We start from the raw sequence: 13,817 nt of genomic DNA on the forward strand, positions 1-13,817 counted from the left end.
ACGCAGCGGGCCACCCGAAGGTGGCCCGCTCTCAACTGCGCAAAAACATTTTAGTGAAGCGCTTCGTACTTTCTCTGAATCGCTGCAAGTTTAGGTTGAATATCCAATGGTGCATAACGTATAGCCTGATCAAACAGCGCCTTGTTCTCTTCAGACAGACGTTCCTCCTCGGTCATCACAGACAGCTTCTGCATGGCTTCAACGAATTTAGGATGGGTTTTAAGCTTGGTTTCCATCATAGTGACTCCCATTCTAGGCAGCTTTTCTGGCCCGCGTTTTTTTATTGTGCCGCAGGTGCACAAAACTTCAAAGCAATAATTCACCCTCCGTGCAACGCCCGCCGCGCACGTAACGCCGGCGACTGCAGTGTTCAGTTACAGGGCGGCGACCCCAGGATCATCAGCACGGCCTGTGAATGCTCAGCCGCTTCGCGCCCGAGATCGGTCAGATAGCCACCGTCTACCTGTGTAATGAGACCTTTTTCAAACAGCCGGCCGGTGGCAGAGATCACCGCCTCTTCAGCATCATGATGAACCTTGATGCCCTCCAGGGTGGTTGTCAGATTGAAACGATTCAGCATGTTCAGCTCTTCAATCATTTCAGGCGTATATGGCATAGGCAACTCTCACGTTAGGATTATTATTTGAGGTTAGGTTTGCGCTCAGCATAGAACGGTTTACCTTGCCCCGTACAGCACATGATCGCCGGGCGCCTGCACGGCACTTTACTCGTGACTGAAACCGCAAGCGGCTGGCTACTGTAACGTCAAAACCGATCGCCGGACACGAACAGGCATGCCCTTGCCAAGAAACTAGATGACTTTTGCGTCAGTGGCAACCACTACCCGGCGGCTTTAAGCCACAACGGGACAAAGGCATTAACGGTTTGCCGCACTGGCGCTATACTGGGGCTCGATAAATGCGTCCAAGGCGCGACCTGACAGGGAGAGATGCCATCCGCCGCCTGCCACCACTTAACGCCCTGCGAAGCTTTGAAGCCGCAGCACGACACGGCAGCTTTAACAAAGCGGCCGATGAACTCTATGTCACCCCTTCTGCTGTGAGTCACCAGGTCAAAACACTGGAAGACTTTCTTGAAGTCAGGCTGTTCCTGCGCGAAAAACGCCGGGTCAGCCTTACCAGTGCCGGCGAGCGGTACCTGGCCTCAGTGCAGCTTGCGCTGGATGAGATCGATAGCGCCACAAGACGCCTGATGGCCTCACCAAACTCGGTTGCCGTCACCATCAGCGTAGCGCCGGCGTTCCTGACCCGCTGGCTGGTACCCCGTATCGGCCAGTTTCAAACCGAATACCCCGATGTCGAGCTGCGCCTGAGTGCAGCGTATGGCCCCATCGATTTCGATCATTCCGATACCGACATGGCCGTCAACTTCGGCCGCGGCGCCTGGCGCGATGTCGAAAGCACCCACCTGCTGAATGCCCGGCTGGTGCCCGTCTGCAGCCCCGCGCTTATGGCCGGTGACAAACCGCTCAACACGCCCGCAGACCTGAAACGCCATACTCTGATCAGGGTCGCCGACAGGCCGGACGAATGGCCGCGCATTCTGCGCCAGGCCGGTGTCAGCAGCACGGACATCGGCCGCGTCATGACCTTCTCGAGTACTTCGCTGGCAATGTCGGCGGCAATGGAAGGCGTAGGCATCGCACTGGGCGACGAAAAGCTGGTAGAGAGAGAGGTGCGCTACGGCCAGCTGGTCAAACCTTTCGACCTGGTGCTGGACAGCGGCAATGCGTTTTATCTGGTGCATCCCAAGGGCCGACCGTTAAGCTACGGCATGAAAGCATTCCACGACTGGGTTCTCGAGGCGATCACCCACGATGCACCCGTATCAGGCATCCACACCTGAGTCCGGACGAGCCTGCGCCACTTGCGCTGCTAGAGCACCGACGCATCCGGCTCTGGCAGCGGTACCAGACGACTCGGCGCCCGCTCCCGGGCCGATTCCAGAATCAGTTCACCGGCCTGCAGATAGACACGTTCAGCGCCGCGCAGTACGCGCAACAAGGCTTCTTCCTGGGACATGATGGCGGGAAAGCAGAGTTTGCGTGTCGTTGCGAGGCGCTTTACCCGCAATCCACCGTTTTCCAGCCGATAAGCAGCCGTAAAGCGGTTGCAGCCGGCCGAGCCGAAAACCTGCCCCTGATCATCGAACTGAACGGTTGAGTTTATCGATGCGGGCACCGGCTGATCAGCCACCCGTGTAACCTGCCAGCGAGTGCCGGCAAGGCTCGTCACTGCCACAACGGAATTTCCGGGTACCCCGGCGTCCCTTGCAGAACCCGCGCCTGAGTGCTGCACCCCGGAACATCCCGTCAGTAACAGCCCCGCAGCGAGCACCGCACATTGCGCTCGAAGAGCGTTTGCGAAATTCCATTTCATTTTTAAAATTCCCTTTACTACAGCCTGCCAATGAAGAATAGCAGGCGCACTTCAAAGGGCGCGCCCGGCTATGGCATCCCTGCCGATTTACAGCACAAGGCGCGTCAGCGCGCCTTAAATGTCGATAACGTCGAAGTCGACCTGAGGATCCACATCCGCAGCGTAGTCCACACCGGCCACGCCGAACCCGAACAGTTTCAGGAACTCGGCCTTGTAGGCAGCGTAATCCGTCAGCTCGAACAGGTTTTCAGTGGTAACACGCGGCCAGAGCGCACGGCATTCGCTCTGGATATCGTCGCGCAATTCCCAGTCATCCAGACGGAAGCGATTACCCTCATCCATCTTGGCGGTGTCACCGCAAAGGCCGGTGGAGAAGAGCCGATGCACCTGCTCCATGCAACCCTCATGGACACCATGTTCCTTCATGATACGGAACACCATGGAGAGATACAGCGGCATAACCGGAATCGCAGAGCTGGCCTGGGTAACAACGGATTTCAGCACGGCAACATTGGCCTGACCACCCTTTGCCGCCAGCAAACCGTTGAGCGCTGTCGCCGCGCGGTCGAGGTCCTGTTTGGCCTTGCCCAGGGCGCCATCCCAGTAAATGGGCCAGGTGATATCGGTACCGATATAGCTGTACGCCACGGACTTGCAGCCATCGGCCAGCACACCGGCATCATTCAGTGCATGCAGCCAGAGCTCCCAGTCCTCACCGCCCATTACAGTCACGGTATTCGCAACTTCTTCTTCAGTCGCCGGCTCAACTTCCGCTTCGATAATGCAGTCGCGGTTGGTATCGATGGCCGTCGAACGGTAGATCTCGCCAATAGGCTTGAGTACCGAGCGCACCACTTCACCGGTATCCGGCATTTTGCGCACCGGCGAGGCCAGGGAGTAGACGACCAGGTCAATCTGCCCCAGATCCTGCTGAATCAGCTCAATAACTTTCTGCTTGGCTTCGTGGGAGAACGCATCTCCGTTCAGGCTCTTGGCGTAGAGCCCGGCTTCATGTGCCTGCTGCTCGAAAGCGGCGGAGTTATACCAGCCCGCCGTACCGGTCTTGCGCTCGGTTGCCGGCTTCTCGAAAAAAACGCCAATTGTGGCAGCGCCTGAACCAAAGGCAGCCGCGATGCGGGACGACAGGCCGTACCCGCTGGACGCGCCGATCACCAGCACGCGCTTTGGACCGTTCTCAAGAGGACCCTGCTGGCGGGTATACTCGATCTGCTCGCGCACGTTCTGGGCACACCCAGTGGGATGGGTGGTGGTACAGATAAAGCCGCGGATTTTCGGTTGGATGATCATGCTTTTTTCAGTCTCAGGCCATTCAATTCGATGCACAAAGTGTGCGGCAACGATACCCGAAACTCCAGCCTGATAACAGCCCGACGCCCGGCCGGCCCAAACCTGCTCGCCAATACGGCACTTTGCAGCGCCAAACACTCACCGCAGTAAACGCAACCTGGCTCGCCGATTTATGTCAGCGCCGCCACCAGCACCTGTTCCGGCGCAAAACTCAGTACCACAGCATCCCCCGGTAGCAGACCCCTTGCCTGAGCGCGCGACACCAGGGCGCACGCCTCGTCACCACCGCTGAGGCGCACCTGCAGCTCAATACTCTGACCGCACTCTTCTATACCCGCCAACTGGCCTTCAAGCCGGTTTAGCAGCGGGCGCGATGATGACGCAGCGCCCGTCACCAGCTGCATGGCGGGTGCCTTGAGCAATAACAGCACATCCTTGCCCGGCGACAGCCCCAGACGCTCGCGACTGCGCCTTGTAATACTTGCACACAGGGAGGTGCCGTCGGCCAGCCGCGCGAAGACACGCTCGTCAGCACCCGCTGTATCTATACGCTCCACCACACCGAAAAACTGGTTGCGGGCGCTGGTTTGCAGCGACATACGCGCCACGACGCCCAGCAAGCTGTGCAGCGGAATGCTGTCGTCATCCAGCGCGGCCAGCGCCTGCTCCTGAACCCGTTCCAGCAGTTCATACAGCTGCACCAGGCGCAAACCCCGATGGGTCAGCGCAGCGCCACCGCCGCCACGTCCTCCCACGGCGGACTCCACCAGCGCGTCAGGGCTGCGCTGGTTCATCTCATTCACAGCATCCCAGGCAGCCTTGTAACTGAGCCCCGCCAGCCGGGCGCCCTGGCGAATAGAGCCCGTGGCCTCAATCTGGCGCAGCAGGGCGATGCGCTTGGGATTGGCCAGCAGCTTGCTATCCTGCAGCAGGGTCAGTACGACATCGAGTTCCATGCATCTCCGCTTGCGCAAGAATATATACCGGGAGTAGAGCCCATCGCTGCCAAAACCTCAAGACGAGGCCTCAAGCCAGCCCGCACTGGCAAAACCAGCGACAGTGCACTCTGCTTGCGCAGCGCTATATACCTTGGTATATATCGAACACCTGCACTCACCCCTGAACCCTAATCCGGACAGTGCCCCATGCCCCTGAAGCCCTTCGCGCTGCTGCTCACACTGCTGCTCACTCTGCCATCCGGCCTTGCGCGCAGCGCAGAGTCTCTCACTGTCTATGCGGCAGCTTCGCTGACCAATGCGCTCAACGAGGTGCTTGAGGCCTTTAGCCAGACCCACTCGACGGCCGTCATCGCCAACTATGCGGCGTCCTCGACCCTGGCCCGCCAGATCGCGCAGGGCGCACCGGCAGACATTTATGTCTCGGCCAACCTGCAATGGATGGATTACCTCGCCGAGGCCGGCCTGCTGGCCGACGACAGCCGCCGCACGCTGCTTGGCAACCAGCTGGTGCTGGTCACGGCCAGCAACAGTTCAATGGCGACGGTCAATCTTGATCAGCACTGGGACCTGGTCGCCAGCCTGGGTGACAGCCGCCTGGCTGTAGGGGACCCCGACCACGTCCCCGCCGGGCGCTATGCCAAACAGGCATTGCAGTGGCTGAACCTCTGGAGTGTCGCCGAACCCCTTCTGGCCCGTGCCAACAATGTACGCGGTGCCCTGGCACTGGTGGAACGCGGCGAGGCCCCGCTGGGTATCGTCTATCGAAGTGATGCCACCAGCGCCAGGGTCCGGGTTGTCGCAACATTTGCGGCCCAGAGCCACAGCCCGATCGAATACCCCGCCGCCATCGTGCGCAATGCAGACAGCCCGCAGGTCCGCGCGCTACTGACGTTTCTGGGTACGTCCGAGGCCGCTGACATCTTTCGCCGTTACGGCTTTGAGGTACGCTAGGTGCTCAGCGACTATGAATGGCAGGCACTGCTACTGAGCCTCAAAATATCCAGCGTCGCGGTACTCTGGAGCCTGCCACTGGGCATTCTGCTGGCATGGATTCTGGCCCGTGGGCGCTTTCCCGGCAAGGCACTGCTGGATAGCCTTATCCATCTGCCACTGGTCCTGCCGCCGGTCGTGGTCGGCTACCTGCTGCTGATCGGCATGGGCCGGCAGGGCCTGCTGGGTGGCTGGCTATATGAAAGCTTCGGCCTGAGCTTCAGCTTCAGCTGGCGCGGTGCCGCGCTGGCAGCCGCCGTGGTGGCCTTTCCACTGATGGTGCGCGCCATTCGCCTGTCACTTGAGGCAGTCGATCGCCGCCTTGAAGACGCGGCACGTACGCTGGGCGCCGGGCGCCTGCGCGTCTTTGCCACCATCACCCTGCCGCTGACGCTGCCCGGCATTCTGGCAGGCACCGTACTGGCTTTCGCCCGCTGCCTGGGCGAGTTCGGCGCCACCATCACCTTTGTTTCCAATATCCCGGGGGAAACTCGCACACTGCCCCTGGCCATGTTCAGCTTTATCGAGACCCCGGGCGCCGAGGCGCAGGCCGCGCGCCTGTGCATTATCGCCATTGTGATTGCGTTGGCGGCACTGCTATTTTCCGAATGGCTGGCCCGCCTGACCCGCCGCCGGCTGGAGGGCGCATGCTGAATATTCGCATCGACAAGCGCCAGGGTGACCTCGACATGCAGCTGGACATCACACTGCCACTGCAGGGCATCAGCGCCATCTTTGGCCGCTCAGGCGCCGGCAAGACTTCATTGATCAACATGCTCAGCGGACTGAGCCGCCCGGACCAGGGGCACATCGCACTCGGTGAGGAAGTGCTGTTCGACAGCAGACGACGAATCCACCTGCGCCCCGAGCAGCGCAGGATCGGCTACGTATTCCAGGATGCACGCCTGTTCCCGCACTACAACGTAACAGGCAACCTGCGTTACGGCAGCCGCCGGCACGACCCGAAACGCTTTGCCGACGTCGTCGAGCTGCTGGGGATAGGCGCGCTGCTGCAGCGGGCACCCGCCACCCTGTCGGGCGGTGAGCGCCAGCGTGTCGCGATCGGCCGGGCACTGCTGAGCCAGCCGCGCCTGCTGCTCATGGATGAGCCCCTCGCCTCCCTCGACCTTCCTCGAAAACGCGAGCTGATGCCCTACCTTGAACGCCTGGCAGCGGAAACAAGCCTGCCCATCCTCTACGTCAGCCACAGCCTGGACGAGGTTCTGCGCCTGGCGGACCACCTGGTGCTGCTGGACAAGGGGCGTGCGCCCCTGCACGGCCCGCTGGAACACGTCTGGGGATCTGCGCAGATGCGACCCTGGTTTACGGTGGAGGAATTGAGCAGTGTTTTGAGCGCCACGGTATCAAGCCAGGAGGTGCGCTGGCAGATGACCCAGCTGTCGCTTGGCGAAGGTTTGCCGCTGTGGGTACGCAGCATCGACATGCCGGCCGGACAGAAGGTGCGGCTGCGTATTCGCGCCAACGATATTTCAATTGTGCGCACGCAGCCGCAACAGAGCAGCATCCGCAATATACTGCCGGCCCGCATTGAAACACTGCAACCGGACGAAAACGGACACCTGATGGCTGTGCAGCTGCAGATTGGCAACCAGCGCCTGTGGGCACACATTACGCTTTGGGCCGCGTCGGAGCTTGGACTGGCAGCAGGCCAACAGGTGTTTGCCCAGATAAAAGGAATCAGCCTGAATCAGACAGACTGGGCCGCCCACGATGGACGCCCCTGAACACGCCTCGCCCCTGGGCCCCTCATGCAATCGTGGGGAGTGACTGAACGTGCGCAGCCCGAAAGGGGTGAGGCACAGGGATACGCTGACCCATACGATCCGCGTAATGATCGCCTATGCCCGACCCGCTGCTAGCGGGTCTTTTGACGCATGGTGACAAATTCTTCCGCCGCCGTGGGATGAATACCGATGGTAGCGTCAAATACAGCCTTGGTGGCGCCAGCCTTCATGGCTATTGCGATACCCTGGATGATTTCGCCTGCATCGCCCCCCACCATGTGTACACCCACCACTCGATCGGTGGCAGGATCCACCAGCATCTTCATCAGGGTACGTTCGTCGCTGCCGCTGAGTGTATGCTTGAGTGCGCGAAAGCTTGAGCTGTAGACATCGACAGCGCCGTAACGCTCGCGCGCCTGCTCCTCGGTAAGGCCCACCGTGCCGATATTGGGCTGACAGAAAACGGCTGTCGGTATGAGGTCATAATCGACTTTTTGCGCCTGGCCATCATACAGATTGCGTACCAGCGTCATGCCTTCGGCCAGGGCCACGGGCGTCAGCTGCACCCGATCCGTCACATCTCCCAGCGCATAGACGGACGGCTCGTCAGTCTGAAACTGGTCATTAACGACAATGGCGCCGTTGTCACGCTGACGCACCGCCACGTTCTCCAGTCCCAGGCCCGAAACATTAGGCACCCGCCCGGTAGCAAAGAGCACACAATCTGCCGCCAGCACTTCACCACTTTTCAGCTCAACCCTGAGGCTACCATCGGGTGCCTTTTCGATGCGCTGCACATCGGTATTGAAACGCAGATCCACCTCTTTCTTGCGCATTTCCTCGGCCACGAACTCGCGCACTTCCTGGTCAAAGCCGCGCAAAAACAGCTCGCCGCGATAGATCTGGTGGGTCTTGGCCCCCAGGCCTGCAAAGATGCCGGCAAACTCGACCGCGATGTAGCCCCCACCCACCACAACCACGCGCTCGGGAAACGTCTCAAGATCGAACACTTCGTTGGAGGTCGTAATATGTTCGCGACCCTCGATATCGGGCACGAAGGGCCAGCCACCGGTCGCCACCAATATGCGCTCTACGCTGTAGTGTTTCTCGCCCACCGCCACGGTGTGAGCGTCGACGATGCGTGCCCGACCCTCAATCAGGGTGCAGCCGGAATTGAGCAGCATATTGCGGTAAATGCCATTGAGTCGTTCGATTTCCTGGCTCTTGTTATCGCGCAGGGTGGCCCAGCGAAATGTTGGTTTTTCTGCCTGCCAGCCAAACCCCTGCGCCTCGCAAAAATCATCACCGTAATGGGAGGCATAGACATACAGCTTTTTCGGCACGCACCCCACGTTCACGCAGGTTCCGCCCAGATAACGGTCTTCGGCGATCCCTACTCGAACGCCCATGGCCGCGGCCATGCGGCCTGCTCGCACACCGCCGGAACCGGCCCCAATTACAAACAGGTCAAAATCATATTCCGCCACCCTAGCCTCCATCAATCTGCGCAGTATCTTTGGCAAACTACTCTATAGATTTCAAACTGCTGAGGCCAATAGCCTGCCACTAAACGCAAAATAGCCCTTGGCTATATGCGCAGGGATGAGCCCGCCAAACGGGCATGCTACACTGCGTCGCCGCCCGCCATCAGGAGTACACCCAGGCATGAAGCTGGTTTCATTCAATACCAACGGAATACGCGCCCGCCTGCACCAGCTGGCTGCGCTGATCGAGTCGCACCAGCCGGATGTCATCGGCATACAGGAAACCAAGGTTGTGGACGCCGAGTTCCCCACCGACGCAATCGAGGCCCTGGGTTACCATGTGGAATACCACGGCCAGAAGGGTCACTACGGCGTTTGCCTGATCTCGCGCCAACCGCCGGTCTCTGTCCAAAAGGGTTTTCTGGGCGACGATGAAGATGCCCAGAAACGCCTGATCATTGGTCGCTATGCCAGCAGCAGCGGCAAGTTGATTACCGTCATCAACGGCTACTTCCCGCAGGGCGAGAACCTGGCGCATCCGACCAAGTTCCCCGCCAAACGCAAGTATTACGCAGACTTGCTGGCTCACCTGGAACAGCACTGCGACCCGCAAGAGCCGCTGGTAGTCATGGGTGACCTGAACATTTCACCCGAAGACATCGATATCGGCATTGGCGAAGCCAACCGCAAGCGCTGGTTACGCGACGGCAAAACCAGTTTCCAGCCTGTCGAACGCGAATGGCTACAGCGCCTAAAAGACTGGGGCCTGCAGGACACCTACCGGCTGCACAAGCCGAACGATAATGAACATTTCAGCTGGTTCGATTACCGTAGCCGCGGCTTCGAGCGCGAGCCCAGGCGTGGTCTGCGTATCGATGCCATCCTGGCGACAGCCCCCCTGGCAGCCCTGTGCACGGAGGCGGATATCGACTACGCGATTCGCGGCATGGAAAAGCCATCTGACCATGCACCGGTGTGGGCAACGTTTGACGTCTGACACCAGGCCGCAAAAGCCGCATTACCAGAACGCCCGCAATATCGCGGGCGTTCTTTATGTTTGCACTGCCGTTGCCTCAACGGCGACCCTCAGGCGGCGGACGGTGAAGCAAAGCCCGGCGGCTTAATCGCCAGCACATCGCAATCCATATTATCAAAGATCCGCTCGATGGTACTGCCAAGCAGCAGCCTGTCGAGAAACCCCCGGGCAACGGACCCCATAACCATCACATCAATTTTATGCTGAGCCGCAAATGCGGGCAGCGTGAGATGGCTCTCTCCGTGCAGCTGATGTACCTGTTCGTCATCCACGTGCACCCTTCCATCCAGCATTTTTTCCAGTGCCTCGGTATGCTGGCGCTTAACCTTTTCCTGCAACGCGGCATAATCCGTAACCACATGCTCATCAAATATCGCCGACTGCGGCAGGGTATGAAAACTGTGCACCACATGCAGACGACCATCCGCCAGGCGTGCCAGCTGGCCGGCATGATCCAGGATACATCGGTCCAGATCAGCCGGCGCATCACACTCGTGAAAAGGATCGACGCAGGCGGCAATTGCCGGCACACGGCCCCATTGGTGCGCCTTGACCAGCAACATGGGCACCGCGCACTCACGTAGGAGCTGCCAGTCATCGTGCGCCATCAAGTAGTGCCCCAGACGGCTGTGAACGCCAATCTGGTGAATCAGCAAGTCCGGCCCAAAACGCTCAACCTTGCGAAGGACGCCGTCGCAATGGTGCCGATCCCACGCCACATCCACATCCACGTTCAGCCCCTGACTCTGCAGCCCGGAGGCGATTGTCAGCAACCGCCCCTCAACCTGGCGCAGATACCCGTGCCGTGCGTGCAGCCCTGCCTCCCGATCGAACAGGTAGCCATTGCGTACCGACAGATTAAAACAACAGCAAAACAGTTCGATGGATGCCCCCGAGCGCTCTGCCAGCCATACCGCCTTGGCAATGGCCTGCGCACTATCATGGTGCTCCTCAACATTGACCAGAATCTTGCTAATCGTTTTCATATTGCCTCCTGCAACCGCACCTCTTTGCAACCCCATATTTTCACAACCTGCATAATCCCACGATAATGTGACGGACAGCCTCCCAGACCCCGGCAGAGTCTGCTAGGATCAGCGCACACACTATGAAGGATAGTGCGTTTGTGACGATACAAATTCTTCGCCTGCTTATCGCACCCTTTGCCCTGATGCTCATGGCCACGCTCGTGCTGTTCAGCAACCTGAGCAGCCTCTCTGCCGAGCTGCAACTGCTTATAATCACCCTGCCCTACCTGCTGGGCGCTGCCAACCTTCTGCTGGGTTTCCTGTTCAATCAGAGCCGGCTGTTACTCGCGGCATTCAATTTGCTGGGGGCCTATGCGCTCATTCAGTTTTGCCTGCAAACGCCCCTGCAGCAGCCGGACACTTACGTTCTGTTCAGCCTGCTGTCCCTGCTCATGCCGATCAATCATCTGGTGATCTGCCTGGCGCCCGAAAGAGGCCTGCTAAACAGGGGGGCCTGGCTGCGTCTGCTCGTGCCACTGGCCGCCTATCTGGCCCTCTGGTTCTTGTGGCACCAACAGCTGCTTGGCTACTGGCTGGGTCATCTGCCCATGTTGCTGCTCGACCTGATCGCCGAAAACCACTACCTCAGCGAAGGTGCCACCTGGCTGTTTGCCATTACCCTGATACTCAACGCAATCGTATTCTCGCTGCGCCGCACCCGTGCCGACGCGGCCTTGTTTGTCTCCCTGCTGACGATGCCGGCGCTGTTTTTCTGGTTTGATCTGAAACAGATTTCACCCCTGCTGTTTACCTGCATCCAGCTGATGCTGTGTCAGGCCCTTATCTCCCACTCCCACCAGCTGGCCTTCATCGACGAGCTGACCGGGCTGCCGGCGCGACGTGCATTGCAGGAGCAGCTTAGCAGCCTGGGACAGCGCTACACGCTGGCCATGATGGACATTGATCACTTCAAGCAATTTAACGACCGCCATGGCCACGATGCCGGCGACCAGGTTCTGCGCATGGTCGCCGCCCAGCTCAAGCAGGTGGGCGGTGGCGGGCGGGTATTCCGCTATGGCGGCGAGGAATTCACCGTGCTCTTTCGCGGTAAAACCGAAGCCGACGTCCTGCCGCACCTGGAGCAGCTGCGCGAGTCCATCGCCCACTACCCGCTGCACCTGCGCCAACCCAACCGTAGCGAAAATACCAAGGTCGGCCGTCAACAGCGCCAGCCGGGCAAGAAGGCCAGGGATTCAGACAAGGCGCTTCAGGTTACCATCAGCATTGGTCTGTGCGAACGCGGACCCATGCAGCTGCACAGCGATGAGGTCATGCAACTGGCTGACAAGGCGCTCTACGCCGCCAAACGGGCCGGGCGCAACCGCACCCTGGCCAATTCTCAGCTGACCCGACGCCGTCGACGCAGCAGTCAGGCTGATTTCGCTTGAATACTTTTCACTCAACAGACTTCACTTGCCGCCGCTAAAGTGGACGTACTCAACAGCTGCGAGCGCAACCCGCCATGGATATCAAACCCGACAACTTCGGACAGAAGGTAGCGGCCCATGCCAGGGCGCAAGATCGCCCGGGTGGCGGCATTGGTGAAGAGGTGTCCCACGCTGCGCGTACCGACAAGCAGCTTGCGCCGACAGAGCAATCCCAAAGCCGCAATCAGGCGATTCTCGCAGCCTCGCTCAAGGTCAGCATCGCTGCCGGCAGCCAGCCGATGGAAATGCTCTATCGCGGCGTCATCGACACACTCAATGCAGAGCTGAAAACGGACCTGGGCGATACGCCACTTCAAACGGCCTATGCCACACAGCTGGACGTAAGCCCGAAGACCACTGCGATGCGCATCCTGAGCCGTGCGACAGGTTTTTTCGAGTCATATCGCGCGCAACATGCGCAGCTGAACGAGAACGATGCCAGGGCCCGCTTCACGGACCTGCTTCGCTCAGGCGTCATACAGGGCTTTGATCAGGCTCGGGATATCCTGCAGGGCCTGGGCGTACTGGAAACGGATATCGCCAGCGCCATCGATGCAACCTACACCCTGGTCATGCAGGGGCTGAACGCCTTCCAGACGCCCTCCCAGGCAGCGGTTGACCAAGAACTGAGGCCGGCAAGCACAGCTGACTGACATCAGGCGATTTGTGCTTAACGTAGCCGACACGTAAAATTCAGTCATTGCGTACCATTAACGTCCGGAGTTTCCGCTTTTGTCCCCACCAGCTTCAGCCCCCAAGGCGCCTTCCCTTGAAGACATGAAAGCCAATGCAGCCAGGGCTGCACGCCTGATGCGGGCCCTGAGCAACGAGCACCGCCTGCTGATTCTGTGTTATCTGCAGGACCGCGAGCTGTCAGTCAGTGAACTCAATCAATGCCTGTCACTGAGCCAGTCGGCACTGTCACAGCACCTGGCGATATTACGCAATGATGGCCTGGTGCAGACCCGGCGCGAGTCCCAGACCATTTTCTACTCCCTGCACGGAGACCAGGCACAGCGGGTAATTCAGACGCTGCACGAGCTCTACTGCGCCGACAAATAGAGCGACTCAGCCAGCCCCGTCCCAGCGAAACCGTGACAGCGGAATGCGCCCTCCCAGAAAACAGACACCTTCTGATTCGAGCCTGTTACGCTGCAGCCTGGCGCCTTCGCTGCCCGCCGGCAGCGACAGTTCGCCTTTTGCATTCACCACGCGGTGCCAGGGCAATCGGCTGCCTTGCGGCAACCGGCTGAGAATGCGGCCCACCAGACGCGCGCGGCGCGGCAGGCCCGCCAAGTCGGCCACCTGCCCGTAGCTGCATACGCGACCAGAGGGGATTCGCGCGACCACCTGCCAGATACGCTCGGCATCGCTCAAGGGCTCTGTAGTCACGTCGCCTGCCTGACCCTGCCGTTCTATGCCGCCCATGAATGACGACCCG

The 13,817-nt window shown here is 59.9% G+C and carries 16 protein-coding genes; 8 read left to right on the top strand and 8 right to left on the bottom strand.

The genetic code is table 11. From position 1 onward, the window contains the following. Nucleotides 1-50 precede the first annotated feature (50 nt). Nucleotides 51-239, bottom strand: coding sequence for a hypothetical protein (locus F451_RS0102705; protein ID WP_240476430.1), 189 nt, complete (start codon nucleotides 237-239; stop codon nucleotides 51-53). Nucleotides 240-370: 131 nt separating this feature from the next. After that, the gene (locus F451_RS0102710) at nucleotides 371-616 is read right to left on the bottom strand and encodes a TIGR02647 family protein (RefSeq protein WP_040879336.1); all 246 of its coding nucleotides are present in this window, start codon (nucleotides 614-616) and stop codon (nucleotides 371-373) included. Nucleotides 617-918: 302 nt separating this feature from the next. Here F451_RS0102710 and gcvA point away from each other — a divergent pair, with 302 nt between their 5' ends. Next, nucleotides 919-1,866: a transcriptional regulator GcvA gene (gene gcvA / locus F451_RS0102715; RefSeq protein ID WP_020679817.1), complete on the top strand. Its 948-nt coding sequence runs from the start codon at nucleotides 919-921 to the stop codon at nucleotides 1,864-1,866. Between the two features lie 29 nt (nucleotides 1,867-1,895). Here gcvA and F451_RS0102720 read toward each other — a convergent pair whose 3' ends face one another. From F451_RS0102720 to F451_RS0102730, 3 genes are all read right to left on the bottom strand, one after another. After that, complete coding sequence (locus F451_RS0102720) at nucleotides 1,896-2,261, bottom strand: META domain-containing protein (protein ID WP_020679818.1); 366 nt, start codon at nucleotides 2,259-2,261, stop codon at nucleotides 1,896-1,898. 252 nt (nucleotides 2,262-2,513) lie between these two features. Next, on the bottom strand, nucleotides 2,514-3,707 hold the full coding sequence (fabV, locus tag F451_RS0102725; RefSeq protein WP_020679819.1) for an enoyl-ACP reductase FabV: 1,194 nt from the start codon (nucleotides 3,705-3,707) through the stop codon (nucleotides 2,514-2,516). Between the two features lie 170 nt (nucleotides 3,708-3,877). Further along, the gene (locus F451_RS0102730; RefSeq protein ID WP_020679820.1) at nucleotides 3,878-4,663 is read right to left on the bottom strand and encodes a TOBE domain-containing protein; all 786 of its coding nucleotides are present in this window, start codon (nucleotides 4,661-4,663) and stop codon (nucleotides 3,878-3,880) included. A 189-nt stretch (nucleotides 4,664-4,852) separates the two neighbouring features. On the opposite strand from F451_RS0102730, the gene modA reads away from it, so the two are divergent. The 3 genes from modA to modC are packed head-to-tail and all read left to right on the top strand — an operon-like array spanning nucleotide 4,853 to nucleotide 7,401. Then, the gene (modA, locus tag F451_RS0102735) at nucleotides 4,853-5,617 is read left to right on the top strand and encodes a molybdate ABC transporter substrate-binding protein (RefSeq protein ID WP_020679821.1); all 765 of its coding nucleotides are present in this window, start codon (nucleotides 4,853-4,855) and stop codon (nucleotides 5,615-5,617) included. Beyond that, nucleotides 5,618-6,310 carry a molybdate ABC transporter permease subunit gene (gene modB, locus F451_RS0102740; protein WP_020679822.1) on the top strand — a complete coding sequence of 231 codons (693 nt, stop codon included), beginning with the start codon at nucleotides 5,618-5,620 and terminating at the stop codon, nucleotides 6,308-6,310. After that, the gene (gene modC, locus F451_RS0102745; protein WP_020679823.1) at nucleotides 6,304-7,401 is read left to right on the top strand and encodes a molybdenum ABC transporter ATP-binding protein ModC; all 1,098 of its coding nucleotides are present in this window, start codon (nucleotides 6,304-6,306) and stop codon (nucleotides 7,399-7,401) included. Before modB ends, modC begins: the two co-directional genes overlap by 7 nt. Before the next feature lie 131 nt (nucleotides 7,402-7,532). Here the strand turns inward: modC and gorA are convergent, their stop codons facing one another. Then, nucleotides 7,533-8,888: a glutathione-disulfide reductase gene (gene gorA, locus F451_RS0102750; RefSeq protein WP_020679824.1), complete on the bottom strand. Its 1,356-nt coding sequence runs from the start codon at nucleotides 8,886-8,888 to the stop codon at nucleotides 7,533-7,535. 178 nt (nucleotides 8,889-9,066) lie between these two features. Between gorA and xthA the strand changes: the two genes are divergently transcribed. Further along, the gene (gene xthA / locus F451_RS0102755; protein WP_020679825.1) at nucleotides 9,067-9,882 is read left to right on the top strand and encodes an exodeoxyribonuclease III; all 816 of its coding nucleotides are present in this window, start codon (nucleotides 9,067-9,069) and stop codon (nucleotides 9,880-9,882) included. 89 nt (nucleotides 9,883-9,971) lie between these two features. Here xthA and F451_RS0102760 read toward each other — a convergent pair whose 3' ends face one another. Then, nucleotides 9,972-10,907, bottom strand: coding sequence for a universal stress protein (locus F451_RS0102760; protein WP_020679826.1), 936 nt, complete (start codon nucleotides 10,905-10,907; stop codon nucleotides 9,972-9,974). Between the two features lie 140 nt (nucleotides 10,908-11,047). Here F451_RS0102760 and F451_RS0102765 point away from each other — a divergent pair, with 140 nt between their 5' ends. From F451_RS0102765 to F451_RS0102775, 3 genes are all read left to right on the top strand, one after another. Beyond that, complete coding sequence (locus F451_RS0102765; protein WP_169434424.1) at nucleotides 11,048-12,337, top strand: GGDEF domain-containing protein; 1,290 nt, start codon at nucleotides 11,048-11,050, stop codon at nucleotides 12,335-12,337. Nucleotides 12,338-12,411: 74 nt separating this feature from the next. Continuing rightward, on the top strand, nucleotides 12,412-13,029 hold the full coding sequence (locus F451_RS0102770; RefSeq protein WP_020679828.1) for a DUF5610 domain-containing protein: 618 nt from the start codon (nucleotides 12,412-12,414) through the stop codon (nucleotides 13,027-13,029). Between the two features lie 124 nt (nucleotides 13,030-13,153). Then, entirely contained in the window at nucleotides 13,154-13,438 is a 285-nt protein-coding gene (locus F451_RS0102775; RefSeq protein ID WP_020679829.1) for an ArsR/SmtB family transcription factor, read from the top strand. 6 nt (nucleotides 13,439-13,444) lie between these two features. Here F451_RS0102775 and F451_RS0102780 read toward each other — a convergent pair whose 3' ends face one another. Next, nucleotides 13,445-13,768 carry an MGMT family protein gene (locus F451_RS0102780; RefSeq protein WP_040879365.1) on the bottom strand — a complete coding sequence of 108 codons (324 nt, stop codon included), beginning with the start codon at nucleotides 13,766-13,768 and terminating at the stop codon, nucleotides 13,445-13,447. Between the last annotated feature and the right edge of the window lie 49 nt (nucleotides 13,769-13,817).

This window comes from Marinobacterium rhizophilum DSM 18822, from assembly GCF_000378045.1.
Classification (GTDB): Bacteria; Pseudomonadota; Gammaproteobacteria; order Pseudomonadales; family Balneatricaceae; genus Marinobacterium_A; species Marinobacterium_A rhizophilum.

What these genes read in the sequence shown, in the direction of transcription:
- F451_RS0102705 (WP_240476430.1), bottom strand. Translation starts at nt 239, where the DNA reads ATGATGGAAACCAAGCTTAAAACCCATCCTAAATTCGTTGAAGCCATG.
- F451_RS0102710 (WP_040879336.1), bottom strand. Translation starts at nt 616, where the DNA reads ATGCCATATACGCCTGAAATGATTGAAGAGCTGAACATGCTGAATCGT.
- gcvA (WP_020679817.1), top strand. Translation starts at nt 919, where the DNA reads ATGCGTCCAAGGCGCGACCTGACAGGGAGAGATGCCATCCGCCGCCTG.
- fabV (WP_020679819.1), bottom strand. Translation starts at nt 3,707, where the DNA reads ATGATCATCCAACCGAAAATCCGCGGCTTTATCTGTACCACCACCCAT.
- F451_RS0102730 (WP_020679820.1), bottom strand. Translation starts at nt 4,663, where the DNA reads ATGGAACTCGATGTCGTACTGACCCTGCTGCAGGATAGCAAGCTGCTG.
- modA (WP_020679821.1), top strand. Translation starts at nt 4,853, where the DNA reads ATGCCCCTGAAGCCCTTCGCGCTGCTGCTCACACTGCTGCTCACTCTG.
- modC (WP_020679823.1), top strand. Translation starts at nt 6,304, where the DNA reads ATGCTGAATATTCGCATCGACAAGCGCCAGGGTGACCTCGACATGCAG.
- xthA (WP_020679825.1), top strand. Translation starts at nt 9,067, where the DNA reads ATGAAGCTGGTTTCATTCAATACCAACGGAATACGCGCCCGCCTGCAC.
- F451_RS0102760 (WP_020679826.1), bottom strand. Translation starts at nt 10,907, where the DNA reads ATGAAAACGATTAGCAAGATTCTGGTCAATGTTGAGGAGCACCATGAT.
- F451_RS0102770 (WP_020679828.1), top strand. Translation starts at nt 12,412, where the DNA reads ATGGATATCAAACCCGACAACTTCGGACAGAAGGTAGCGGCCCATGCC.
- F451_RS0102775 (WP_020679829.1), top strand. Translation starts at nt 13,154, where the DNA reads ATGAAAGCCAATGCAGCCAGGGCTGCACGCCTGATGCGGGCCCTGAGC.